At 66.8% G+C, this 19,104-nt stretch carries 18 protein-coding genes and 1 pseudogene; 16 read left to right on the forward strand and 3 right to left on the reverse strand.

Annotated elements, in window-relative coordinates; all coding sequences use genetic code 11:
- Positions 1 to 104: 104 nt before the first annotated feature.
- The 11 genes and pseudogenes from ACFQ53_RS16590 to ACFQ53_RS16640 form a co-directional block, all read left to right on the forward strand.
- Positions 105 to 527, forward strand: a pseudogene (locus ACFQ53_RS16590) (carbohydrate ABC transporter permease); the annotation flags it as partial.
- 86 nt (positions 528 to 613) lie between these two features.
- Positions 614 to 2,023, forward strand: a complete 1,410-nt coding sequence (locus ACFQ53_RS16595; protein ID WP_377861715.1) for a glycosyl hydrolase family 32 — start codon at positions 614 to 616, stop codon at positions 2,021 to 2,023.
- A gap of 166 nt (positions 2,024 to 2,189) precedes the next feature.
- Positions 2,190 to 3,227: a LacI family DNA-binding transcriptional regulator gene (locus ACFQ53_RS16600; RefSeq protein WP_377861718.1), complete on the forward strand. Its 1,038-nt coding sequence runs from the start codon at positions 2,190 to 2,192 to the stop codon at positions 3,225 to 3,227.
- Between the two features lie 238 nt (positions 3,228 to 3,465).
- A complete protein-coding gene (locus ACFQ53_RS16605) occupies positions 3,466 to 4,719 on the forward strand; it encodes an extracellular solute-binding protein (protein WP_377861721.1) in 1,254 nt (417 codons plus the stop codon).
- Positions 4,716 to 5,606: a carbohydrate ABC transporter permease gene (locus ACFQ53_RS16610; RefSeq protein WP_377861725.1), complete on the forward strand. Its 891-nt coding sequence runs from the start codon at positions 4,716 to 4,718 to the stop codon at positions 5,604 to 5,606. The genes ACFQ53_RS16605 and ACFQ53_RS16610 overlap by 4 nt, the downstream gene beginning before the upstream one ends.
- Positions 5,603 to 6,454 (forward strand): carbohydrate ABC transporter permease, encoded by an 852-nt coding sequence (locus ACFQ53_RS16615; RefSeq protein ID WP_377861728.1) that lies wholly within the window; start codon positions 5,603 to 5,605, stop codon positions 6,452 to 6,454. Before ACFQ53_RS16610 ends, ACFQ53_RS16615 begins: the two co-directional genes overlap by 4 nt.
- Positions 6,455 to 6,544: 90 nt before the next feature.
- Positions 6,545 to 8,776, forward strand: coding sequence for a hypothetical protein (locus ACFQ53_RS16620; RefSeq protein ID WP_377861731.1), 2,232 nt, complete (start codon positions 6,545 to 6,547; stop codon positions 8,774 to 8,776).
- 522 nt (positions 8,777 to 9,298) lie between these two features.
- A complete protein-coding gene (locus ACFQ53_RS16625; protein ID WP_377861733.1) occupies positions 9,299 to 10,021 on the forward strand; it encodes an SOS response-associated peptidase in 723 nt (240 codons plus the stop codon).
- A gap of 468 nt (positions 10,022 to 10,489) precedes the next feature.
- Positions 10,490 to 10,930 (forward strand): hypothetical protein, encoded by a 441-nt coding sequence (locus ACFQ53_RS16630; RefSeq protein WP_377861736.1) that lies wholly within the window; start codon positions 10,490 to 10,492, stop codon positions 10,928 to 10,930.
- Positions 10,931 to 11,052: 122 nt separating this feature from the next.
- The gene (locus ACFQ53_RS16635) at positions 11,053 to 13,023 is read left to right on the forward strand and encodes an McrB family protein (protein WP_377861739.1); all 1,971 of its coding nucleotides are present in this window, start codon (positions 11,053 to 11,055) and stop codon (positions 13,021 to 13,023) included.
- A gap of 1 nt (position 13,024) precedes the next feature.
- A complete protein-coding gene (locus tag ACFQ53_RS16640) occupies positions 13,025 to 14,110 on the forward strand; it encodes a hypothetical protein (RefSeq protein WP_377861741.1) in 1,086 nt (361 codons plus the stop codon).
- 30 nt (positions 14,111 to 14,140) lie between these two features.
- Here ACFQ53_RS16640 and ACFQ53_RS16645 read toward each other — a convergent pair whose 3' ends face one another.
- The 3 genes from ACFQ53_RS16645 to ACFQ53_RS16655 form a co-directional block, all read right to left on the reverse strand.
- A complete protein-coding gene (locus ACFQ53_RS16645) occupies positions 14,141 to 14,932 on the reverse strand; it encodes a hypothetical protein (protein WP_377861743.1) in 792 nt (263 codons plus the stop codon).
- Entirely contained in the window at positions 14,929 to 15,915 is a 987-nt protein-coding gene (locus tag ACFQ53_RS16650) for a hypothetical protein (protein ID WP_377861747.1), read from the reverse strand. Before ACFQ53_RS16650 ends, ACFQ53_RS16645 begins: the two co-directional genes overlap by 4 nt.
- Before the next feature lie 91 nt (positions 15,916 to 16,006).
- Positions 16,007 to 16,141: a hypothetical protein gene (locus ACFQ53_RS16655; RefSeq protein ID WP_377861750.1), complete on the reverse strand. Its 135-nt coding sequence runs from the start codon at positions 16,139 to 16,141 to the stop codon at positions 16,007 to 16,009.
- A 91-nt stretch (positions 16,142 to 16,232) separates the two neighbouring features.
- Here ACFQ53_RS16655 and ACFQ53_RS16660 point away from each other — a divergent pair, with 91 nt between their 5' ends.
- The 5 genes from ACFQ53_RS16660 (at position 16,233) to ACFQ53_RS16680 (ending at position 18,985) form a co-directional block, all read left to right on the forward strand.
- Complete coding sequence (locus ACFQ53_RS16660; protein WP_377861753.1) at positions 16,233 to 16,889, forward strand: hypothetical protein; 657 nt, start codon at positions 16,233 to 16,235, stop codon at positions 16,887 to 16,889.
- The gene (locus tag ACFQ53_RS16665; RefSeq protein WP_377861755.1) at positions 16,886 to 17,182 is read left to right on the forward strand and encodes a HigA family addiction module antitoxin; all 297 of its coding nucleotides are present in this window, start codon (positions 16,886 to 16,888) and stop codon (positions 17,180 to 17,182) included. Before ACFQ53_RS16660 ends, ACFQ53_RS16665 begins: the two co-directional genes overlap by 4 nt.
- Before the next feature lie 62 nt (positions 17,183 to 17,244).
- On the forward strand, positions 17,245 to 17,946 hold the full coding sequence (locus ACFQ53_RS16670; protein ID WP_377861758.1) for a hypothetical protein: 702 nt from the start codon (positions 17,245 to 17,247) through the stop codon (positions 17,944 to 17,946).
- Positions 17,943 to 18,158: a hypothetical protein gene (locus tag ACFQ53_RS16675; protein WP_377861761.1), complete on the forward strand. Its 216-nt coding sequence runs from the start codon at positions 17,943 to 17,945 to the stop codon at positions 18,156 to 18,158. Before ACFQ53_RS16670 ends, ACFQ53_RS16675 begins: the two co-directional genes overlap by 4 nt.
- A gap of 335 nt (positions 18,159 to 18,493) precedes the next feature.
- The gene (locus tag ACFQ53_RS16680) at positions 18,494 to 18,985 is read left to right on the forward strand and encodes a hypothetical protein (RefSeq protein WP_377861764.1); all 492 of its coding nucleotides are present in this window, start codon (positions 18,494 to 18,496) and stop codon (positions 18,983 to 18,985) included.
- The last annotated feature ends 119 nt before the right edge of the window (positions 18,986 to 19,104 follow it).

Consider the following 19,104-nt stretch of genomic DNA (forward strand, 5'->3'; position numbering starts at 1 on the left):
CCGTCGAGCTCGAGGACACCTACCATCACAACCAGACCGCACCGGCACCCGCCGAAGCGGCACTTGCGAGCCTCTAACAAACCCGGGGCGATTCAGGGCTCTACGACTCGCGGCTGGGGCTGCTGCTGATCTACGTCGCCACCTGCATACCCTTCTCCTTCTTCATCATGCGCAATCACATGCTCACCATCCCGCCGGAGATCGCCGAGGCGGCGCAGCTCGACGGAGCGAACTGGTGGCGGGTCTTCACACGGTTCTACCTGCCCCTGAGCAGGTCGGCCCTCGCAGCTGCGTTCATCTTCCAGTTCGTGTGGGTGTGGAACGAGCTCCTGTTCGGCATCACCCTCAGCTACAGCGAGCAGATCCGCCCCGTCATGGCCGCTCTCGCGGGCCTGCAGAGCAACTACGGCACCGTCGGCCCGCCTGTCGTCCTCGCCGGGGCCCTCCTGGTCTCGCTGCCCACCGTCATCGTCTTCCTCGCCTTCCAGCGCGTGTTCGCCTCAAGCCTCGGCGGCACGCGGATATGACCCGGGCACGGCACCCCCGCCGTGTCCTCACGGAGCCGAAGCTCCAGCCCGATGCCCTCTACTCGATCGAAGGACTGACCCGCACCATGCCCGACATCCACTACCAGCACCCCGGCACCTGGTTCGGGGACTGCATGCCGTTCTTCCACGACGGCGCGTTCTACCTGTTCCACCAGCGCGACGGCCGCGACCCCGGCCCCCTCCCGGACTGCGAGCCCTTCGGCTGGGCCCTCGCCCGCACCACGGACTTCGTCGAGTACGAGGACCTCGGCGACGCGATCGTCCGCGGCGGGGAGCACGATCAGGACCAGTTCATCTACGCCGGATCCGTCTTCGAGGCCGACGGCACCTTCTACGCAATGTACACCGGCTTCAACCGCGACCACTTCGCCGCCGATGGCAAGCCTTCCCAGGTCCTCATGATCGCCGAGAGCGACGACCTGATCCACTGGCGCAAGACCGACAAGTCCCTGGTCGCCCCGCAGGAGGGATACGACCCCGACGACTGGCGCGACCCCTGGGTCGTCTACGACGAGGACGCCGGCCAGTGGGTGATGATCCTCGGAACCCGCAAGGCCGGCCCCAAGACCCGGCTGAGTGGCTCGACGGTCTACTTCACCTCGACCGATCACGAGACCTGGGAGTTCCAGGGCGACTTCTGGGCCCCGGGCCTGTTCACGATGCATGAGATGCCGGACGTGTTCCGCGAAGGCGACTGGTGGTACCACCTGGTCACCGAGTACAGCGACAAATCCAAGACGATCTACCGTCGCTCTCGCTCTCTCTACGGGCCGTGGGAAGCGACCGAGGACGACGCCTTCGACGGACGCCCGTACTACGCGGCGCGCTCCGTGTCCGACGGCGAGCACCGCTACCTTGTCGGCTGGGTCGCCACCCGCTGGAACGACGACGACACCAGGACCTGGCAGTGGGGCGGCACCCTGCTGATCCACCAGGTCGTCGCGCGCGAGGACGGCACCCTGGGCGTGAAGATCCCCGACGCCGTGCAGGCACACCTGACCGCGTCTCCCGCGACCACCGTCACCCCGTTCGCGCTCTCCTGTAGCGACGGTCTGGCCCAGCAGTCCCTCGCCGACTCCGTGCCCCAGCCGTGCCTGCTCGAGACGACGCTGACGGTTGCACCGGGCACTCGGGAGATCAACCTCCGCTTCGGCGAGGACACAGCGACCGACGTCGGCTACCAGTTCTCGATGATCGTGGACGAGCAGCGCCTCGAGTTCGACAAGCGTCCCAACTGGCCCTGGGGCCAGCTCGACAACCGCGGCCTCGAGCGCCCGCTGCCGGACCTCGCCGACGGCCAGGAGCACCGCCTGCAGCTGCTGCTGGACGAGGACATCGCGACGCTCTACGTGGACGACGTCGCTCTCAGCGCGCGTTTCGAGAACCCGGCGGGCACCGCCGTCGTGCTTGACGTCGTCGACGGGTCCGCCGCGTTCGGCGCGACGACGATCTCCACCAGCGCCAGCCGGTACTGAACACCGGGAGAGCAGGGTCCGCGCACCCCGGAGCGGGTGTGCGGGCCCTGGGCGCCTCCCACCCCTGAGGGCGAGGCGGGGTTGTTGCCGAAGCGAGTCCGTCGACCCGTTGCGGCAAACCTTTGCCGTCCATACCTTCCCGACTAACCGACCGATGGAGGGACGCATGGCAACGAGGCTGCAGGACATCGCAGAGCGCGTCGGTGTCTCCCCGTCGTCCGTCTCCCTCGTGCTCAACGGCCGGGCCGACGGCCGGGTCAACGCCGTCTCCGCCGCTCGAATCCGCGAGGTCGCCGAAGACATGGGCTACATGCCCAACATGCTCGCCCGAGGCCTGAAGACCCGCAGCTCCAAGACCATCGGGGTGCTCGCCGAGGGCGTCGCCTCGATACCCTTCAGCGGTCAGATGCTCGCGGGCGCGCAGGAAGCCGCGTGGCGGCAGGGCTACCTGCTCATGGTCGTGGACACGGGCCATCACAGCGACCGAAACGTCCGCGCCATCCGGGCGCTCATACAGCGCGACGTCGACGCCCTGATCGTGGCCGCAGACTACCCCCGGGACGTCCGAATCCCAGACGTCCCCGCTCAGATCCCCGTGATCGCACTCAGCGCGATCCCCCACCCCGAGGACGCTGAGCGCCGCCGCGTGGACGTGGTGCTGCCCGACGACGAAGCAGGGGCATTCACCGCCGTCGCCGAGCTCCTCCGGGCCGGGCACCGGCGCGTCGCCTTCCTCAACCTCGACCACACCGGCTTCGACTACGCGCAGACGCAGCGCCTTGCCGGCTATCGCCGCGCATTGACCGCGGCCGGCCTCGAAACCGAGGACCGCTACATCGCCAACGCCCCCGGGCCCGAGACCGCCGACGGCCAGGACGCAGCCGCGCGCCTGCTCGCAGGTCCGGAGCCGCCCACTGCCGTTTTCTGCTTCTCCGACCGCATAGCCGTGGCCGTCTACCACGCCGCGGCGTCCTGCGGGCTCCGGATTCCGGACGACTTGTCCGTCATCGGCTTCGACGACCAGGACGGCGTCGCCAACTCGCTGAGCCCCGGCCTGTCCACCGTGCGCCTCCCGCACCGCGAGATGGGCGAATGGGCCGCGCGCACCGCGATCCGCCGGGTCCACGGATACGACGGTCCATCGCTGAGGCAGTTCATCCCTTGTCCCCCGATCACCCGTGGATCAGTGGGCCCAGCGCGCTGATCCCCGCGGCCAAGAGGCCTCCGCTCATCGACGGGGCCGCACAACGACATCAAAGGAGAACGTCGTGACGATGCACAACTCACTCGGCCTTCCACCCGGGGCCAGCCCACCGGCGAGGTTGTCCCGCCGGTACCTGCTCAGAGCGGGCGCGCTCGGCCTCACGGCATCGGCGGCCGCGTCCCTTTCGGCATGTGTTGGCAGCCGCACGACAGCCGGTTCCGGCAAATCGCTGGCTTTCATGTATTGGGGATCGACCTACGAGGACCAGATCGTGCGCCAAATGCTCGATGCGTTCTCACAGCAGAACGAGGTTCCGACCATTCCGCGATTCACACCGGGCAGCAACGATCAGTACGACACGAAGCTCAACGTCCTCGTGGCGGCCGGCCAAGCGCCCGATGTGCTGTACTCCCACGAGCACATGGCCTATAACCTCGCCGAGCGAGGCCTGGCGTACAACCTCTATCCCGAGTTTGACGCCCACCCCGAGCTCGCGAACCGCTTCCCCGGCTCCTACTACTTCTGGGACGACGGGAAGTGTCTGGGAAACGAGACCGGGCTGACAGTCAACTGCCTGTACTACCTCAAGCCCGCTTTCGACGAAGCCGGCGTCCAGTATCCGCCCTCGACCGCCGAAGAGGCGTGGGACTGGGATACGTTCGTCGAGAATGCGAAGACGCTCACCCTCGACGCCGAGGGTCGGCACCCCGAGGACGACGGGTTCGACCCCTCGCACGTCGCCCAGTACGGCGTCTCCGGGTTCTTCAACTCCAACGCCTGGTACGCCATGGTGCGGGCCAACGGCGGCGACCTGACCACGAAGGACGGCACCGAGTACGCCCTGGATTCACCGGAGGCTATCGAGGCCCTCCAGCACCTCCAGGACCTCATCCACCGCCACCACGTCGCCCCGATCCCGAAGCCCGGTGGATCCTCGGGATCGGACACGAGCGCAGACTTCCGATCGGGGAAGGTCGCGATGGCCTTCGACGGCACATGGACGATGCTCAACCTCAACCAGCAGAACATCGACTACGGCATCGGGGTCCACCCCAAGCATCAGGAGACCCTCTCGCTGCAGTTCTCGGGCTGCACGATGATCAACAGCAGGACCCCGATCCCGCAGGAGGCCACGGACTTCTACGTCCACCACAACGACCCCCGAGCGCTCCCCGAGCTGTTCACGTCGGGACTCTGGCTCCCCCTGGACATGAGGTACTACACCGAGCCCGAAGACATCGCCTTCTGGACGGACAACGAGAACCATCCGCCGGAGTTCAGGACCGCTGTCATGGACTACCTCCAGACGAACACAGTGACCAGCTTCGTCCAGACACTGCGCAACATGTCGCGCATCCGCGACGTGCTCTTCCCCGCCATCGAGGTGATCCAGCAGGGCCACGAGAGCGCAGCAGACGTCTGCACATCGCTGCGCGACAAGATCCAGCCGCTCCTCGCCGGGGCGTACCCCAACCCGATGGAGGAGCGATGAAACGCCGCAACTGGCAAGCCAGGACCGGCGTCCTCATGGCGTTGCCGACGATGATCGGCCTCGTCGTGTTCATGTTCGGCCCGATGATCGCCTCGCTCGTCATCAGCCTCACCGACTGGCAGATCGGCGCATCGCCGAGCTTCGTGGGACTGGACAACTACACCGAGCTGTTCAGCGCCGACCCGCTGTTCTGGAAATCCCTGTGGGTCACGCTCTACTACACACTGCTCACCGTCCCGCTGCTGCTGGTAGTCGCGTTCGGCGTCGCCCTCCTCCTGAACGCACGGGCCCGCGGGAAGGGGCTGTTCCGCACGATCTACTACCTGCCCGCCCTCGTCCCGATCGTCGCCAACGCCGTGCTGTGGAACTGGATGTTCAACCCCGACTTCGGACTGTTCAACGAGATCCTGCGGTCGGTGGGGCTGTCGACGTCCAACTGGACGTTCGACGAGCACACCGTCATTCCCTCGCTCGTGCTCATGACGGTCTGGGGATTCGGCAACATCATGGTCATCTTCCTCGCGGGCCTGCAGGACGTCCCCGAGTACCTCTACGAGGCCATCAGCCTCGACGGCGGCAACTGGTGGCACGCGTTCCGCAACATCACTCTTCCGCTCATGACGCCGATCATCTTCTACAACCTCGTCACCAGCCTCGTCGCGACGATCCAGACGTTCGACCAGGCCTACATCATGACCAACGGCGGACCGAACAACGGATCGCTCTTCATCGTCTACTACCTCTACCGGTCCGCCTTCACCAACTCGATGATGGGGTACGCCTCCGCCCTGGCCTGGGTCGTTTTCGTCCTCATCGGCATCTTCACCTTGCTGCTCTTCCGCTGGTCGCGCAGCTGGGTCCACTACGGCATCGGAGGAGCGCGATGAATTCACACCGACAGTCGAAGAAGACCCGAGCGATCGTCCTCTACACGGTGCTCATCCTCGGCATCGTTCCGACCGTGCTGCCCCTGGTCTGGCTCGTGCGCAGTTCGCTCATGGGCGACCAGCAGATCTTCACGAGCCCCCCGGAGTGGATACCCGACCCGTGGCTCCCGCAGAACTACGCCGAGGTCTTCAGCACCGTCCCCTTCGGGCGGTACCTCCTGAACACGATCATCGTCGAGGCCGGCGTGCTAGTGGGAATGATCCTCAGCTGCTCCCTGGCCGCCTTCAGCTTCTCACGGATGCACTGGCGGGGCAGGGACCTCGTCTTCGGGCTGACGATCAGCACGCTGCTGTTGCCGTACGCGGTCACGATCATCCCGACTTTCTGGATGTGGCAGAACCTCGGGGCCATCGACACCTTCGTCCCGCTGATCGCGCCGGCGTTCTTCGGCGGAGCGGGCATGCAGGGAGCCTTCTACATCTTCATGCTCCGCCAGTTCTTCCTCAACATCCCCTACGAACTCGACGAGGCCGCCTACGTCGACGGCGCATCGCCGTGGTGGGTCTGGTGGCGGGTCATCATGCCCCTGGCCAAGCCCGCCGTCCTCGTGGTCGTGATCTTCACCTTCGTCAACACCTGGAAGGACTTCCTGGGCCCGCTCATCTACCTCAACAGCCAGAAGAACTACACCCTGGCGGTGGGCCTCGCCTCGTTCCAGGGCGCGTACACGGGCCAGTGGGGCCTGCTGATGGCCGCCGCGACCATGGTGCTCCTGCCCGTGGTGCTGCTGTTCTTCCTGGCTCAAAAGTACTTCGTCCAGGGCGTGACCTTCACTGGAGGCAAATAGCCCCGTCCCGACCAATCCCCGAAGCACGCACCGGCAAATAGCTCCCCTCCCGACCATTCCCGAAACACGCACCGAAAGGCACAACCCCTCATGACTGCCCCTTCTCCACCCACCGCCAGCGCCGCGCTGGGCTACGACGAGCGCCGCGCCGCCCGAGACCGAGCCAGCCTCTTCAGCGCTGCCGGCCTGTCCTGGCCCGCTGCCCTCGACCCCGAGGCGGTGCACGCCCGGAAGACGGACTACCCCTTCAGCGTCGACGTCTCCAACAACGTGGTCCTCGGGGCTCTCGACGCCTCCGGACGGCTGCGCCGCGCCGTCGCCGCTGATGGGATCGAGGACGTTCGCGGCCGCGCGATTCCCGGCGTGTACATCCACAAGCAGCTCAGCTTCTGGCAAGGATGCATCGACCTGGGCGTGTTCGCCGCCACGACGGACGGGGAGCGAGGGCTGGACCCGTCCGAGGGCAGCCTGGAGTTCCGCGATCGGGTGACCCCCGCGTTCCGACAGCGGGGCCATGGGATTGAGGTGCTTCGCGAGGTGTTCGCACCCGCCGGGGACCCCGCCCCCGCCGAAATCCGCGCACTGCTCACCCTGATCAACGACACCGACCAGGAGCGCGCGGTGACGGTTCGGCCGCAGATCGACGCCAGACCCGTCCATGAGCTCCCGCCCCTCAACCCCGTCGTCGTCCTCGTCGGCGAGAACGGAGCCAGCACCGGAGGCGAGCTGGCCGTCCGACTCGCGCCCGGGGCCCGGCACCGCGTCGGCGCGGTCATCCGGCTCGACCGCGACCCCGCCGGGCAACACCACCCATCCGCCCCTTCCGTCGAGGACATCGCCCGTTCCCGCGAGGAGTCCGTGACGAGCCACGTTGGGTCCCTGGGAACACTCGACGTGCCCGAGGACCCCTGGTTCGGCGAACTACTTACGAGGGCAAGCGAACTCGCCCGCCAGTCGATGCTGCTCCTGCCCGACGGCACCGCCGCGGGGTCCTTCTGGGGCTCCAACGCGAACCCGCTGCCGGACGTCTGGACCCGCGACTTCGGCTACAGCGCCCTCGGCCTGCTCGACTCGCAGCCCCGCCTCGCGGGAAGGGCCATCGACTTCCTCGCGCAGTACGGCCTTCCCGAGCGTCCGTGGGAGCGAGAGGCGGAGATCAACCCCGAGGCCACAGGACTGCAGCATTCCCTCGGCAACGCCTGCCTCGCCATCGTGCTCTCCGCGCTATTCCTCCAGCGCCACGGGAGGCAGGCGCTCGACGACGCCACCACGCACGTTATCGAGCACGCTCGCCAGCTCGGAGAGGCGCTGCTGGCCGAGCGCCCCGGCCACATGGGCCTCTACCGGACGCTGTACATCTCTGACGGCCCCTCCCGCGGAGACTTCCACATTGGATCGAATATCCTCGCCTGGCGGGCAGCCAAGGCCCTCGCCGACGACTTCTCCGATGCCCTCGGGACGGTGGTCGCGGATGACCTCAGAGCGCTGGCGGAGGAGCTGCACGAGGCGATCTCGGCGCGCGGCGTGCGCGTCGTCGACGGCGAGCAGATGTTCGTCGAAGGCATCTACGCCGACGGGCAGTTCGTCCGGGCCCACGACGGGGAAGAGAGCGACCTAACGCTGGCCTCCGTGTACGGATTCGTGCCCCGCGACGACCACCGCGTCCGTGCCCACGCGCGCTGGGCGGAGAGCCCGCGGGACCCGTACTACTCGCGCATCACCGGCGGCGTGGACTTCTGGGACTGGGACGACTACAACGGCGTCACCTACCCCGGGCACGTCCACATGCTCTCCACGGCGGCGACGCGCGCCGAGCTCGCGGCCGCGCTCCGGACCATTCGCGAAACCACCGACCTCGACGGGTCCTTCTGGTGGTGGCCCTTCAAACACGCAGAGACCGAGCCGAGCCGCATCAAACGCGGCCTCGGCAAGTGCGGCTGGTGCGCCGGCGAGTTCGTCAGCTTCATGGTCCACGACGTGCTGGGCGTGACCCGCGACCACGACGCCCGCACACTGACGTTCGCGCCCTACACCCCCTGGCAGCGCTTCTCCTGGACCGGATTGCAATTCTGCGGCGGATCCATTGACCTGTGCGCCGACGACACCAGTGTGACCGTCACGAATCGGACCTCCGACGCGCTGACCATCACGCTCCAGGTCTGTCTTCGCCCCGGAGACATGATCGAAGACGTCACACTGAACGCGGAGAACTGCCGTTACCAGTCGGAGATCGTCTCCTCATACGACTCGGCAGCAGTGCGGGCCACCGCCACGGTGGCACCCGATGCGACCGCGACGCTGGCTGTCCGGACCACTTCGTAGCCACCGCTGGTGCTTGATTGATGGGACTGCGGCACGGATAGGTGAAGATGTCACCTATCCGTGCGGCAGTCACTTCCCTGCGACCCTCTCCAGCGCAACAGATGATGTGACACCTACTTGTGCATCAGTCCCATGTACCCGGACGCGAACGCAGGTGGGTCGATCCGCTCATCCAGGACTGCATGGCAGGGGAGTCCGAGTGCCTGATGCAGACTGGCGACGACGCCCCTGCTCTCTTGAACTAGGACGCGACTCTGCCGCGTGCTCGTGGGGCCCAGTGCTCGCGGAACGACCGCCGCGCCAGGCGGCGCTCGGTCTCCCGGAGGACTCCGGCGAACGGGCTGTTCTGGCGCAGCTCGCTTTAGCGATCATCCGTGCTCGTCAGGACGCGGACGACGCCGTCCTGCCTTACCTGCGACCACCAGCGGAGATCGGTCGCCGGCATGCCTCCCGTGCGATGGACGGCAGTGAGGGTTGCTTGGTGTGGCTACGCTCGTCACACCGACGACGAAGGGACCCACCATGTGCGGACGGTTCGTGCTCGACTACGACGAGACGGGGCTGCTCCACGCCTACGTCGCGACCAAGGCTGATCGCGAGGATCCGGACTGGTCGCCGGTGTTCTCGATCGCGCCCTCCACGCTGGTGCCGGTGGTGCGCGAGCACTACGACGACGATGGCGAGCTGCAGCGCACCCTCGAGCCGGCCCGCTGGGGCCTTCGCCCCTCGTGGGCGAAAGAGACGGGCCCGCGGCCGATCAACGCCCGCTACGAGACGGTCACGACCAACGGCATGTTCAAGGGCTCCTTCACCTCACAGCGCGTCGTCGTCCCGATGACCGGCTACTACGAGTGGGTCGAGCAGGAGGACGGCACGAAGCAGCCCTACTACGTCCATCCCGAGAAGGGTGGACTGTTGAACGCCGCCGGCCTCGCCGCCGCGCGCAAGGACGGGGACGACTGGAAGGTCACCTTCACGATCATCACCCGCGAGGCGAAGGACGCCGCCGGCGACGTCCACGACCGCATGCCCGCCTATCTCCCGGACGACAAGCTGGGGGACTGGCTCGCGCCGGGCAAGCTCGACGACGACGAGAAGGCCGATCTGCACCAGGGGCTCGGCGAGGTCTCCGAGGAGATCGCGAAGACCCTCGTGACCCACCCGGTGGATCGTCAGGTGAACAACGCCCGGAAGGTCGACCGGACCGACCCCTCGCTCATCGAGCCGATTGAGCTGGGCGCATGAAGAGCATCGACGCCGAGATGCTGTATGAACCCATTCGACGTCATGACAGAGTGAGGTCATGAGTTCGTCCATAGCGGTCACGCCTCGCACCCATTGGGTGAACGGGTGGTTTCTGAGGTTGTTCGCTCACCCGATCGTTCGCCTGGACGGTATCGACCACGAGGCAAAATGGGGCCGACCGCTCCAGATTGATACCACTGGGGGTGCGCACGAAATCGCCATCGGTGCTCGCTATCGCGTCGCAGGCAGTGTTCTCGGAGTTGCGGGGGCGCGGGTCGACGTGCCGGACGGACAGCACGTTGAGGTCGTGGCGAGGAACGGGTTCTTCAATCATCAGCCCTTCACAGTGCAGACACTGGGGCCATCCCCTCATTCAGCTGCTTAAGCTGGCGAATCATGGCATAAAGGTTGACTCCGACGTATGGCCTGGGTGCGACCGATCGGCGGATCACGTGTTCCGACCGCACCATGAAGGAGGCCCAGCAGATGCGAATGGTCAAGCCCGAGCCGCGCTACGTGCAGCTCATGTTCCGCGAAGTCCCGTCCGACGACAGCCCGACGACGTTCGGTCCGTACCGGCCGCTCGTTGGTGTCTTCGAGGACGAGGCCGACGCGATCAGAGCCGAATTGCGCAACCCCGGCATCGGGGTTCATTGGATCGAGTTCGAGGTCATCGGACCTCGCGCTCGCGCGTCGCGGGAGTTCGTCTGGGTCGCCGTCGAGACGGACAGGCCGCTCGCGCCGGAGGTCGACACCAATCCCCGCGCAGTCTTCGGCACGCTCGAACACGCACGATTTTGGGTGAAGGAGCACGCCCGGCGCGGTGAGCACCTCCTGCTGTGGCGACTTCCGCTGAACCGGATCGATCCCACGAACCGCTCGGTCTTCGAGCCGGTCGAACTGGGCTGAGCTCGCCGCGGCCGGGCGCGTCCCGGGGAGAGTTCGTGCGCGTGGTTTCCTCGCGCTCAGCTCCGGGCATCCGCTCCGTGAGCGCCGCCCAAACGTCGCACCCACCCGCTACGGTCATCCCCATGACGATGTGGCGACCGAAGCACGTTTCCGAGAAGTTCGGACTGAAGACGAACGAGGACGTGCGCCGCGCGTTGCGCGCTAAGTATCCCGAGCACCCTGCTCACAAGCCATGGCAGCTCACCCGCGAGATGATCGAAGTCGTCGGCGAGTGGAACCTGTCCCGGGGGAACGTCACCTCACAGCAGATCGAGGAGGTGCTCGCGGAGTTCGACGCAGCTCAGCCCGAACCTGCTGACGGATCCGCCGAGACGATCCAGGGAGAGCCGCCCGCGTGCAGCCTCATCGACTTCGACGGGCCGGTCAGTAGAGAGGCAGAGCGGCTGCTGGATTGTGCGCGCAGCGGCGGGTCCGTGCTCACCGACCACGACGTGTGGACCGACGAGAACATCGAGAACCTCATCGAGCGTTTCGTGAAGCGTCCGGACGTCTCCGGCAAGGACTTCTTTACCAAGCTGGAGCTGCAGCTGGACGGGGCCTCGGACGACGTCCGCGTGCTGTTCGCAGAGATCTTCCTGTTGCAGATACTGCCGCTCGCACAGTTCCTTCCCGCGACCAAGGTGGGCTACATCGAGCGGGTGCTGGAAGACGCCACTGGCAAGTACGAGATCCCCGCTCCGATCATCGAGGCGCTCGAGTCCCCCGTTTTCGGGGGAGGCGTCGCGTTCAGCACCCGTCGTTTCCAGCAGCTGTCGATGCTGATCGAGTTCGTGCGTTACCTGCGCACACTCACCACGGAGGAACTCGACCACGGGTCGGAGGAGCCCCTCGCTTGGCGCGAGATCGTGAGGAATTCTCCAGGGTCCCCGGAACTGTCTCTGCGAGGCTCGCTCACCTACCTGGGGCATCCCGACTACTTCTTCCCGATCGTCGCAGACATCGATAAGAAGCGCATCGTCACCACGTTCTTCCCTGACCAGACGGGGCGTCCTGCAAGTGGTGATCTCGACGTCGATCTCGCTGCCCTGCGGGAGTGGATGTCCCCGTCCCCGGGTCCGCTGCCGAACTTCTACGAGTCTCCACTGTTCGAACGCTGGATCGGCCGCGACCAGGCGACGGCAGTGGAGGACGTGGAAGAACTGGACAGTGCGCCCTACACCGTGGAGTCGATCATCGAAGACGGGGCCTTCCATCCTCCGCACGAGCTGCGCCGGATCATCGACCGTTGGCAGTCGACGAAGAACATCGTCCTGCAAGGTGCACCGGGCACCGGCAAGACCTGGCTCGCCCGCCGACTCGCCTACGCGCTGATCGGTTTCGAGGATGAGCCGAGCGTCCGCGCCGTGCAGTTCCACCCCGGAACCTCCTACGAGGACTTCGTTCGCGGGTGGCGACCCAGTGGCGACGGCCGCCTCGAACTCGTCGACGGGCCACTCCTGCAGCACGCAGAACTCGCGCGACAGGACCCCGACATCCCGCACGTGATGATCATCGAGGAGTTCAACCGCGGGAACCCCGCCCAGGCCCTCGGCGAGATGCTCACTCTGCTCGAGCACACCAAGCGCTCGGAGCGCGAGGCACTCGAGTTGACCTACACCCGGGAAGATGAGGACCGGTTCCACCTGCCCGAGAACCTCTACGTCATCGGCACGATGAACACCGCTGATCGGTCTCTTGCCCTGGTCGACTTCGCCCTCCGTCGACGATTCGCGTTCTTCGAGCTCGAGCCGCAGCTCAACGATGCCTGGAAGGCCCATCTGAGGGACCGGTTCCGCACGGCCCCGTCGGCTCACATCGAGGAGATCGCGCGCCGCGTCATCGCGATGAACGACCAGATCGCCGAGGATCCGAACCTCGGGAAGTCATTCCGGATCGGGCACTCGTACTTCACCCCGGAGGGCGAGGCCAGTGAGCTTTGGCCGTGGTTCGAGGCTGTCGTGCAGACGTCGGTCGCACCGCAGCTGAGCGAGTACTGGCATGACGACCCTGCGGCCGTTGAGCGCATGGTCCAGCAACTGCTCGCGAAGGTCTGAGGTGTTCGTCGCCGGCGCGGGGTCAACCCGTATAGACGTGCGCAGCGTCTGGTTCCTGCTGCTGTACGCGTCGGACCTGCTCGAGAAGCTCAACGGCGAGGACCGGGAGCGTCTGCTGCGCGGGGAACGCGACAACGACCTGCTGGATGCCTTGGCCGAAGTGCTCGCGGCACGCGTGGAGAGGCGGGTCCGAACGATGCTCGCGCGAGGGTACCGCCGCCGTGTCGAACCGCTGACGCGAGTTCGCGGGCGCATCGACCACCTGGCCACTGCTCGCGGTCAGCTCATGCAGTCCGGACGGGTGCTGTGCCGCTACGACGAGCAGACGGTCGATCTGCCGCGCTATAGGTCGATGCTCGTCACGTTGCGCCAGGCATCACGCCGCGCCCTCTCCGCGGAGGTTCGTCAGCACTGCCTGACGACCGCGCAGACGCTCGAACGCTCGGGCGTGAGCCCGGCAGATCCGACTCCGGCTGAGCTCTCCAAAGAGCAGTTCGGACACTTCGACGCCGAGGACCGCACCTTGCTCGCGCTCGGCGCGCTGGTGCGTGCCATGTGCGCCCCCGAGCACAGCCCAGGAGAGTCCGAGCTGCCGACGATCCTGCGGGACGAGGGCGCGCTGCGGCGACTCTTCGAACAGGCAGTGCGCGGGTTCTACCGCCACCACCTCGTACCACGTGGGTACTCCGTCGCCGCCGAACGACGTCCCTGGCCGGCCACCGGGGCCCCAGGAGATCTCGCGTTCCTGCCGAACCTCAACGCCGACGTCGTGATCCGGGGGCACCGCCAGCAGGTGATCGTGGAGTGCAAGTTCGCTCCGATCTTCACGCAGCATCAGGGCAAGACGATGATCAAGCCGGGCTACGTCCGCCAGCTCGTCTCTTACGCCTCCGTCTTCCGCGGTGAGTTCGTGGGGGAGACACGAGCAGTTCTGCTGGGCGCACTGGTGGACGGATCCGCGGGTCGTGACCTGGACGTTGAGATCGACGGACTTCCGGTCGGTGTGCGACAGGTCGACCTTGCCGCGGGCCCAGCTGAGATCCGAACGGCACTCGCGGCGGCCTGGAGTCCGCGACAAAACTCGTGACGCACCGTTCGGGCAGGGGGTCGAGCTTCGTTATGGTCTCGCGATGTGCTGCGCGATGAGCGCCGCCATGCGCGGTCGCTCCACATGGCTCGGCACGGGCATCATGCTGGTCCTCTTCGTGAGCTTGCCTGCGAGCTCATGCAGCAGACGCGCACCGTCGAGGCGATAGCCGTGCAACGGGGCTTCATCGAGCCTCCACGGAGCTTCAGGATGTTCTTGCCGAACCTCCATCAGAGAGTGGAGGTCGGCGAGGTCCTTGGGGTCCGAGAGACCCCGTGCTTTCCAGCTATGCGCCTTCAGCACGGCAGCGACCTCGAGGCGCGGAACGCGCGTGCGGAACTCGATGCTCGAGCCGTCCAGCAGATCCGCGGTCACGTCCACGGCGAGCCCCGGCCCCGACAGTGCGAAGGTGAGCTCGGGCAGGGTGTCCACCTGGCCGAGCCCGGGGACGTTCTTCGGTCGGATGCCGCGTGAGCTGTCGGAGCGTGGCATCAGCACGTTGATCTCGATCTCCTGCTCGTCGGCGGTCTGCTTCGTGAAGAGGTTGCCGCCCTTCTTCTCGAAGTGCTGCATCTGCAGGCGCTGCGCGATGGGGCCGATGACCTCGACGCTCTCGACGGCGGCGTCGGCATCTCGCGTCGAACGGAGTACAGCGCGGGGCGTCGGGTAGACGAGCTGGAGCATGCGCACCATGTAGCCGCCGATGATGCAGTACCTCGCATCCCCCGCGGCTTCGGCGACGGCGGCCAGTGCGAGCAGGCCGAGCGAATCTGCGTTGCTGGTCGCGCGAGTGTGGGCCTCGAACGTCTCGTCGGGGGTCATCTCTCGCCCACGATCGCATCAGCGAGCTTCTGCGCGGCGGCGTCGCTGTCCAAGTCGGTGCTGGCCAGGAGATCCCAGAGCACGATCAGCGGGTCCGCGAGGGGAAGGCCGTCCGGTGCGCTCACGGCCTGGCTCATCGAGGTCAGCCGCCAGATGGTCGGGTCCCTCGGCACGCAGGTGACGAGCGTGGCCTCCTCAAGCGGCGCATGCACGAAGCCGTCGCCTGCCAAGTCGACGGGCTCGCGCACGTAGATGCGCGCGTTCGTGGGTAGCTTCCACGGTGCGATCGCGTCGGCGGCGACGTCGCCCCCGACGCGGGGCTCCAGCTCGAGCGACGTTGCAACCGCGCAGGCTGTCCTCGCCTGGTCTCGGACGTCGGCGAGCCCGTACCAGCCGAACTCCTGCCCGCCGGGTCCCGGGTACTCGTCGATCCAATGCTCGAGCAGCGCGCGCCGATCTCGCGCGAACACGCCCTTCCGAGAGTCGACGGCGAAGTCCCCGAGGCGACGCACTGCCCTCGAGACGGCTTGTTGGTTCGTTCCCAATTCACCGGCGATCGCCGGCTGACGCGCCGGTTCCATCGCGAGCAGCAGATAGCGCTCAAGTGCCCAGCGGATCCATGCCGGTCGGCCGCGCGGCATGGAACGGGGGGAGTGGGCTGGCTCCTCCGGCGTAGCTGCCTCGTAGATGTGGCCCGCATGAATCAAGCGGATCGGGCGCGCGGTGAGGATGTCGATGTCGCCGGCCTCGGCGCGAGCGATCGTTCCAGGCGTCGCCGACTCTCCCACGAGGAGTGCCGCGCTCCGATGGGCCAAGGTGTTGTTGACGTGACGTGCGTCGAGCCGCTTCACAGGCGGGGCGGGTGAGACCTCGAAGCGGCTGCCATCCGCCGCTCGAAGCAGCCATGCGTCTTCGGTGGAACCACCAGTCACGGAGAGGTCGAGCTCCCGCAGAACTGTCGCGACATCGACCACCACGAGCACCTCCAGCAAAGATATGTACGTCAAACGTGTATTTCCGTGTTGGACACGAGTGTCTCACATGTGCTAGCAGGGGCTCCGTAGCGAGTAGTGGTCAGAGCCCCAGCTCAGCCATCAGGTCACGGTGGCTGATCGAACCATCTTCTTTGCGAGCCTCCGCTGCCGATTCGACGTCGATCTGGTCCTCGAGCGCCTCGCAATTGTTCGGGTGACCCTCAGGGCTGACCATGGGCTCAGGATTCATACACCCATGGTGCATCGTGTGCAGTGCGACTACCAGGTGGTGCCGACGGTCCACATCGCGACGGAGGAGGGTGACGATGCGCGGACGCCTCACCGAGGAGCAGCGCGAGCAGATCGCGCGCGCCGCCCACGAGCGTTACGAGGCGGGGGAGTCGTGGCAGCGGATCGCCACCGACCTCGACCTGCACTCCGAGACCGTGCGCCGGCTCGTGCAGGCGCGCCATCCCGTCACGTACCGCCGCTGGGGGCAGAAGCCCATCGCAGATCCCTCGGAAGTAATCCGCCGGCGCGCCGCGGGGGAGACGCTCACGCAGATCGCCGAGGCGCTCGGCTGCTCGCGGACGGCCGTACGCACCGCGCTCGAGACCGCCGGAGGGCCGCCGACGACGCGGTACCCGAAGCTCGCGGAGCGCCGGAACCCCACCGACGCCGAGCTCGCGCAGCTGCGCGCACTCGTGGACGCCTGCCCTCCGGCACCGCGGTCGCAGCCTGGCTTCCGCGACATGACCGCCCCTGAGGGGCGTGAGGTCGCGGAGGTATGCGCCAGGATCGTGGGCGACGGCGTGCCCATGCAGGCGCTCTCGACCGCTCTCGGGCATGGCCCGACCTGGGTGCACTGGCTGCTCGGCAAGCACGATCTCCGGCCTGAGCCGCGATCAGCGCGCAGCACGAGCCGCAGGACGCGCACAATCGACACGACCTCGCATGCCGAGCCGCAGGAGGGACCAAGATGACCCGCATCGCTCACGAGCCGATCCACCCCGGTGAGATCCTGCTCGACGACTTCCTGACGCCGATGGGCATCAGCCAGTCCAGGCTCGCCCGTGCCATGCACGTCCCACGTCGGCGCATCAACGAGATCGTGCACGGCACCCGCCGCATCACCCCTGCGACGGGTCTGCGACTCTCGAAGGCGTTCGGTGTGAGCGAGAGTTTCTGGATCGAGCTGCAGGCGGACTACGACATCGCCGTGGTGAAGACCCAGCGATCGGACGCCCTCGCCGAGGTCGAACACCTCGGGGCCTGAGTACGCTGGAAGTTCTTCAGATCCCGCCTCCAGTTGTCGTTTCCGTCCAGTATCTTTCGACCATGACAGACGAACTCCTGCCCCGCGTCCTCGACGCCGTGCGCACCGAGCTCGGCGACCCCAGCACCTGGGGTGCTCCCGTCCAGATGCGCGACTCCCTGGCGCTGTGCGCCCTGAACGCCGTCCACACGTTGCAGGCCGGCACGCCGTCCGTGCGCAGGGTGCTGCAGCGATACCGCGATCATCGAATCGCTGCCGGCGCGGATCCCGAGGCCGACTCCGGGCCGGACCTGCTGGCTGTCATCGATGCCGCCGGCGGCCCCGAGGGATTCTCGCGCGACGTGATCGCGAACCAATCGAAGCTCCCCGGCACGATGCGGCTGCGCGCCGAAGGGATCTACGAGGGGCTGCGGAACCTCGAGGGGCTCGGGATCACCACCGCCGAGCATCTCCGCGAGCATGCTCACGATCCCGAAGCCAAGCGCGCGTGGACCCGCGTGAAGGGACTCGGCTCCCAATCCTGGGATTACGTGCGCATGAACGCCGGCGTCGAGGACGTCACCAAGCCCGACGAGATGGTCCGGCGGTTCCTCTACCGCGCCGTCGCGGCCGACGTCTCGCCGACGCGTGCCCGCCAGCTCGTCATTGCGGCCGCCGCCGAGCTGGGCGTCTCCGCTCGGGCGCTTGATCGCGCGATGTGGCTGCGCGAGTCGCCCTCCGGTGATGGCGAGCGATCCTGCGCGGGCGCAGAAGAGGAGTCATGATCCAGGCCGGCGACATCAACGCACTGCGCCTGGCGAGCAGCGTGCGCTTCGAGCACCAGGGGAAGACCTACGAGGGGAGCGTCACCTGGGCTGAGGACAACGACTCTCCGCTTTCGCACGAGCACAACCACCCGGGCTGCATCAGTCTGGTGCTCCACACCGGGCAGTCGCTGAACGATCTGCCGCGGGACACCCTCGTCGAGACCAGCTGACAGCTCACAGAGAGGGAGCTACGTCAGACTCAGACCCTGCTGGTGACCCCTCGGTAACGAATTGGTCTCAGCATCAGTGGTGCTGCATGCATTCCTGCCCTCGGAATGTCGTGCTTCCATATTCTGAGTAGATGAAGCTCCGTTTCCCTCTCCTTCTCGCTGCCAGCGCCGTCGTCGCGCTCAGCGCATGCTCCACTTCCAGCGACGCCGCAGACGAGGAGGCCCCGCCCGCCGCTGCCTCTGATGCCGGTGGGACCGAGGCGTCCGACGCCGGCGGAGGGTCCGCTAAGCCGAGCGAGTCCCCGAGCACCGAACCAGAGGACGAGGGGGTCGCGATGGGCAAGACGGCGACCTACGAGTCCAGCACCCTCAGCCTGAAGGTGAAGGTCGCTGATGCGAAGTGCGGGCTCTCCGAGGTCGACAACGCCCAGTTCGACGACGACTGGGACGGCATGGACGACGCCGAGATGAACAAGCCCTACGAGGCCCCGAAGGGCAAGGAGCTCTGCGCCATCACCCTCACGATCAAGAACGTCGCCGACGACCCTGCGGAGCCGCCCTACCCAGCGGGCGACCTCACGCTCGAGGACGGCACGACCCACTCCCGCAGCGTCGAGGACGAGATCGCGAGCGACACCGCGACCGACTCCCTCACCGAGGATGCCTACGACGGCCCCTCTTACGATCCGCTGAACCCGGGCGACACCCGCGACTACATGTACGTCGTCTCCGTACCGAAGGGTGCGAAGGCCGTGTCGCTGAGCTACCCCGACGAGAACCACGTCCTGAAGGTCACGCAGGATCCGCTCGAGCTTCTGCTGTCCTGAGCCGGTGAATGGGACCCGCCTAGATGTTGCGGGTCATGACGTTGTGGTCACCGGGACGGGGATAGAAGGAACGGGCCCCTGACCGGCACGATGGGTGGTGTCTAAGCAACCGTCGTCCG

Source organism: Brachybacterium sp. NPDC056505, from assembly GCF_042794925.1.
Lineage (GTDB): Bacteria > Actinomycetota > Actinomycetes > Actinomycetales > Dermabacteraceae > Brachybacterium > Brachybacterium kimchii.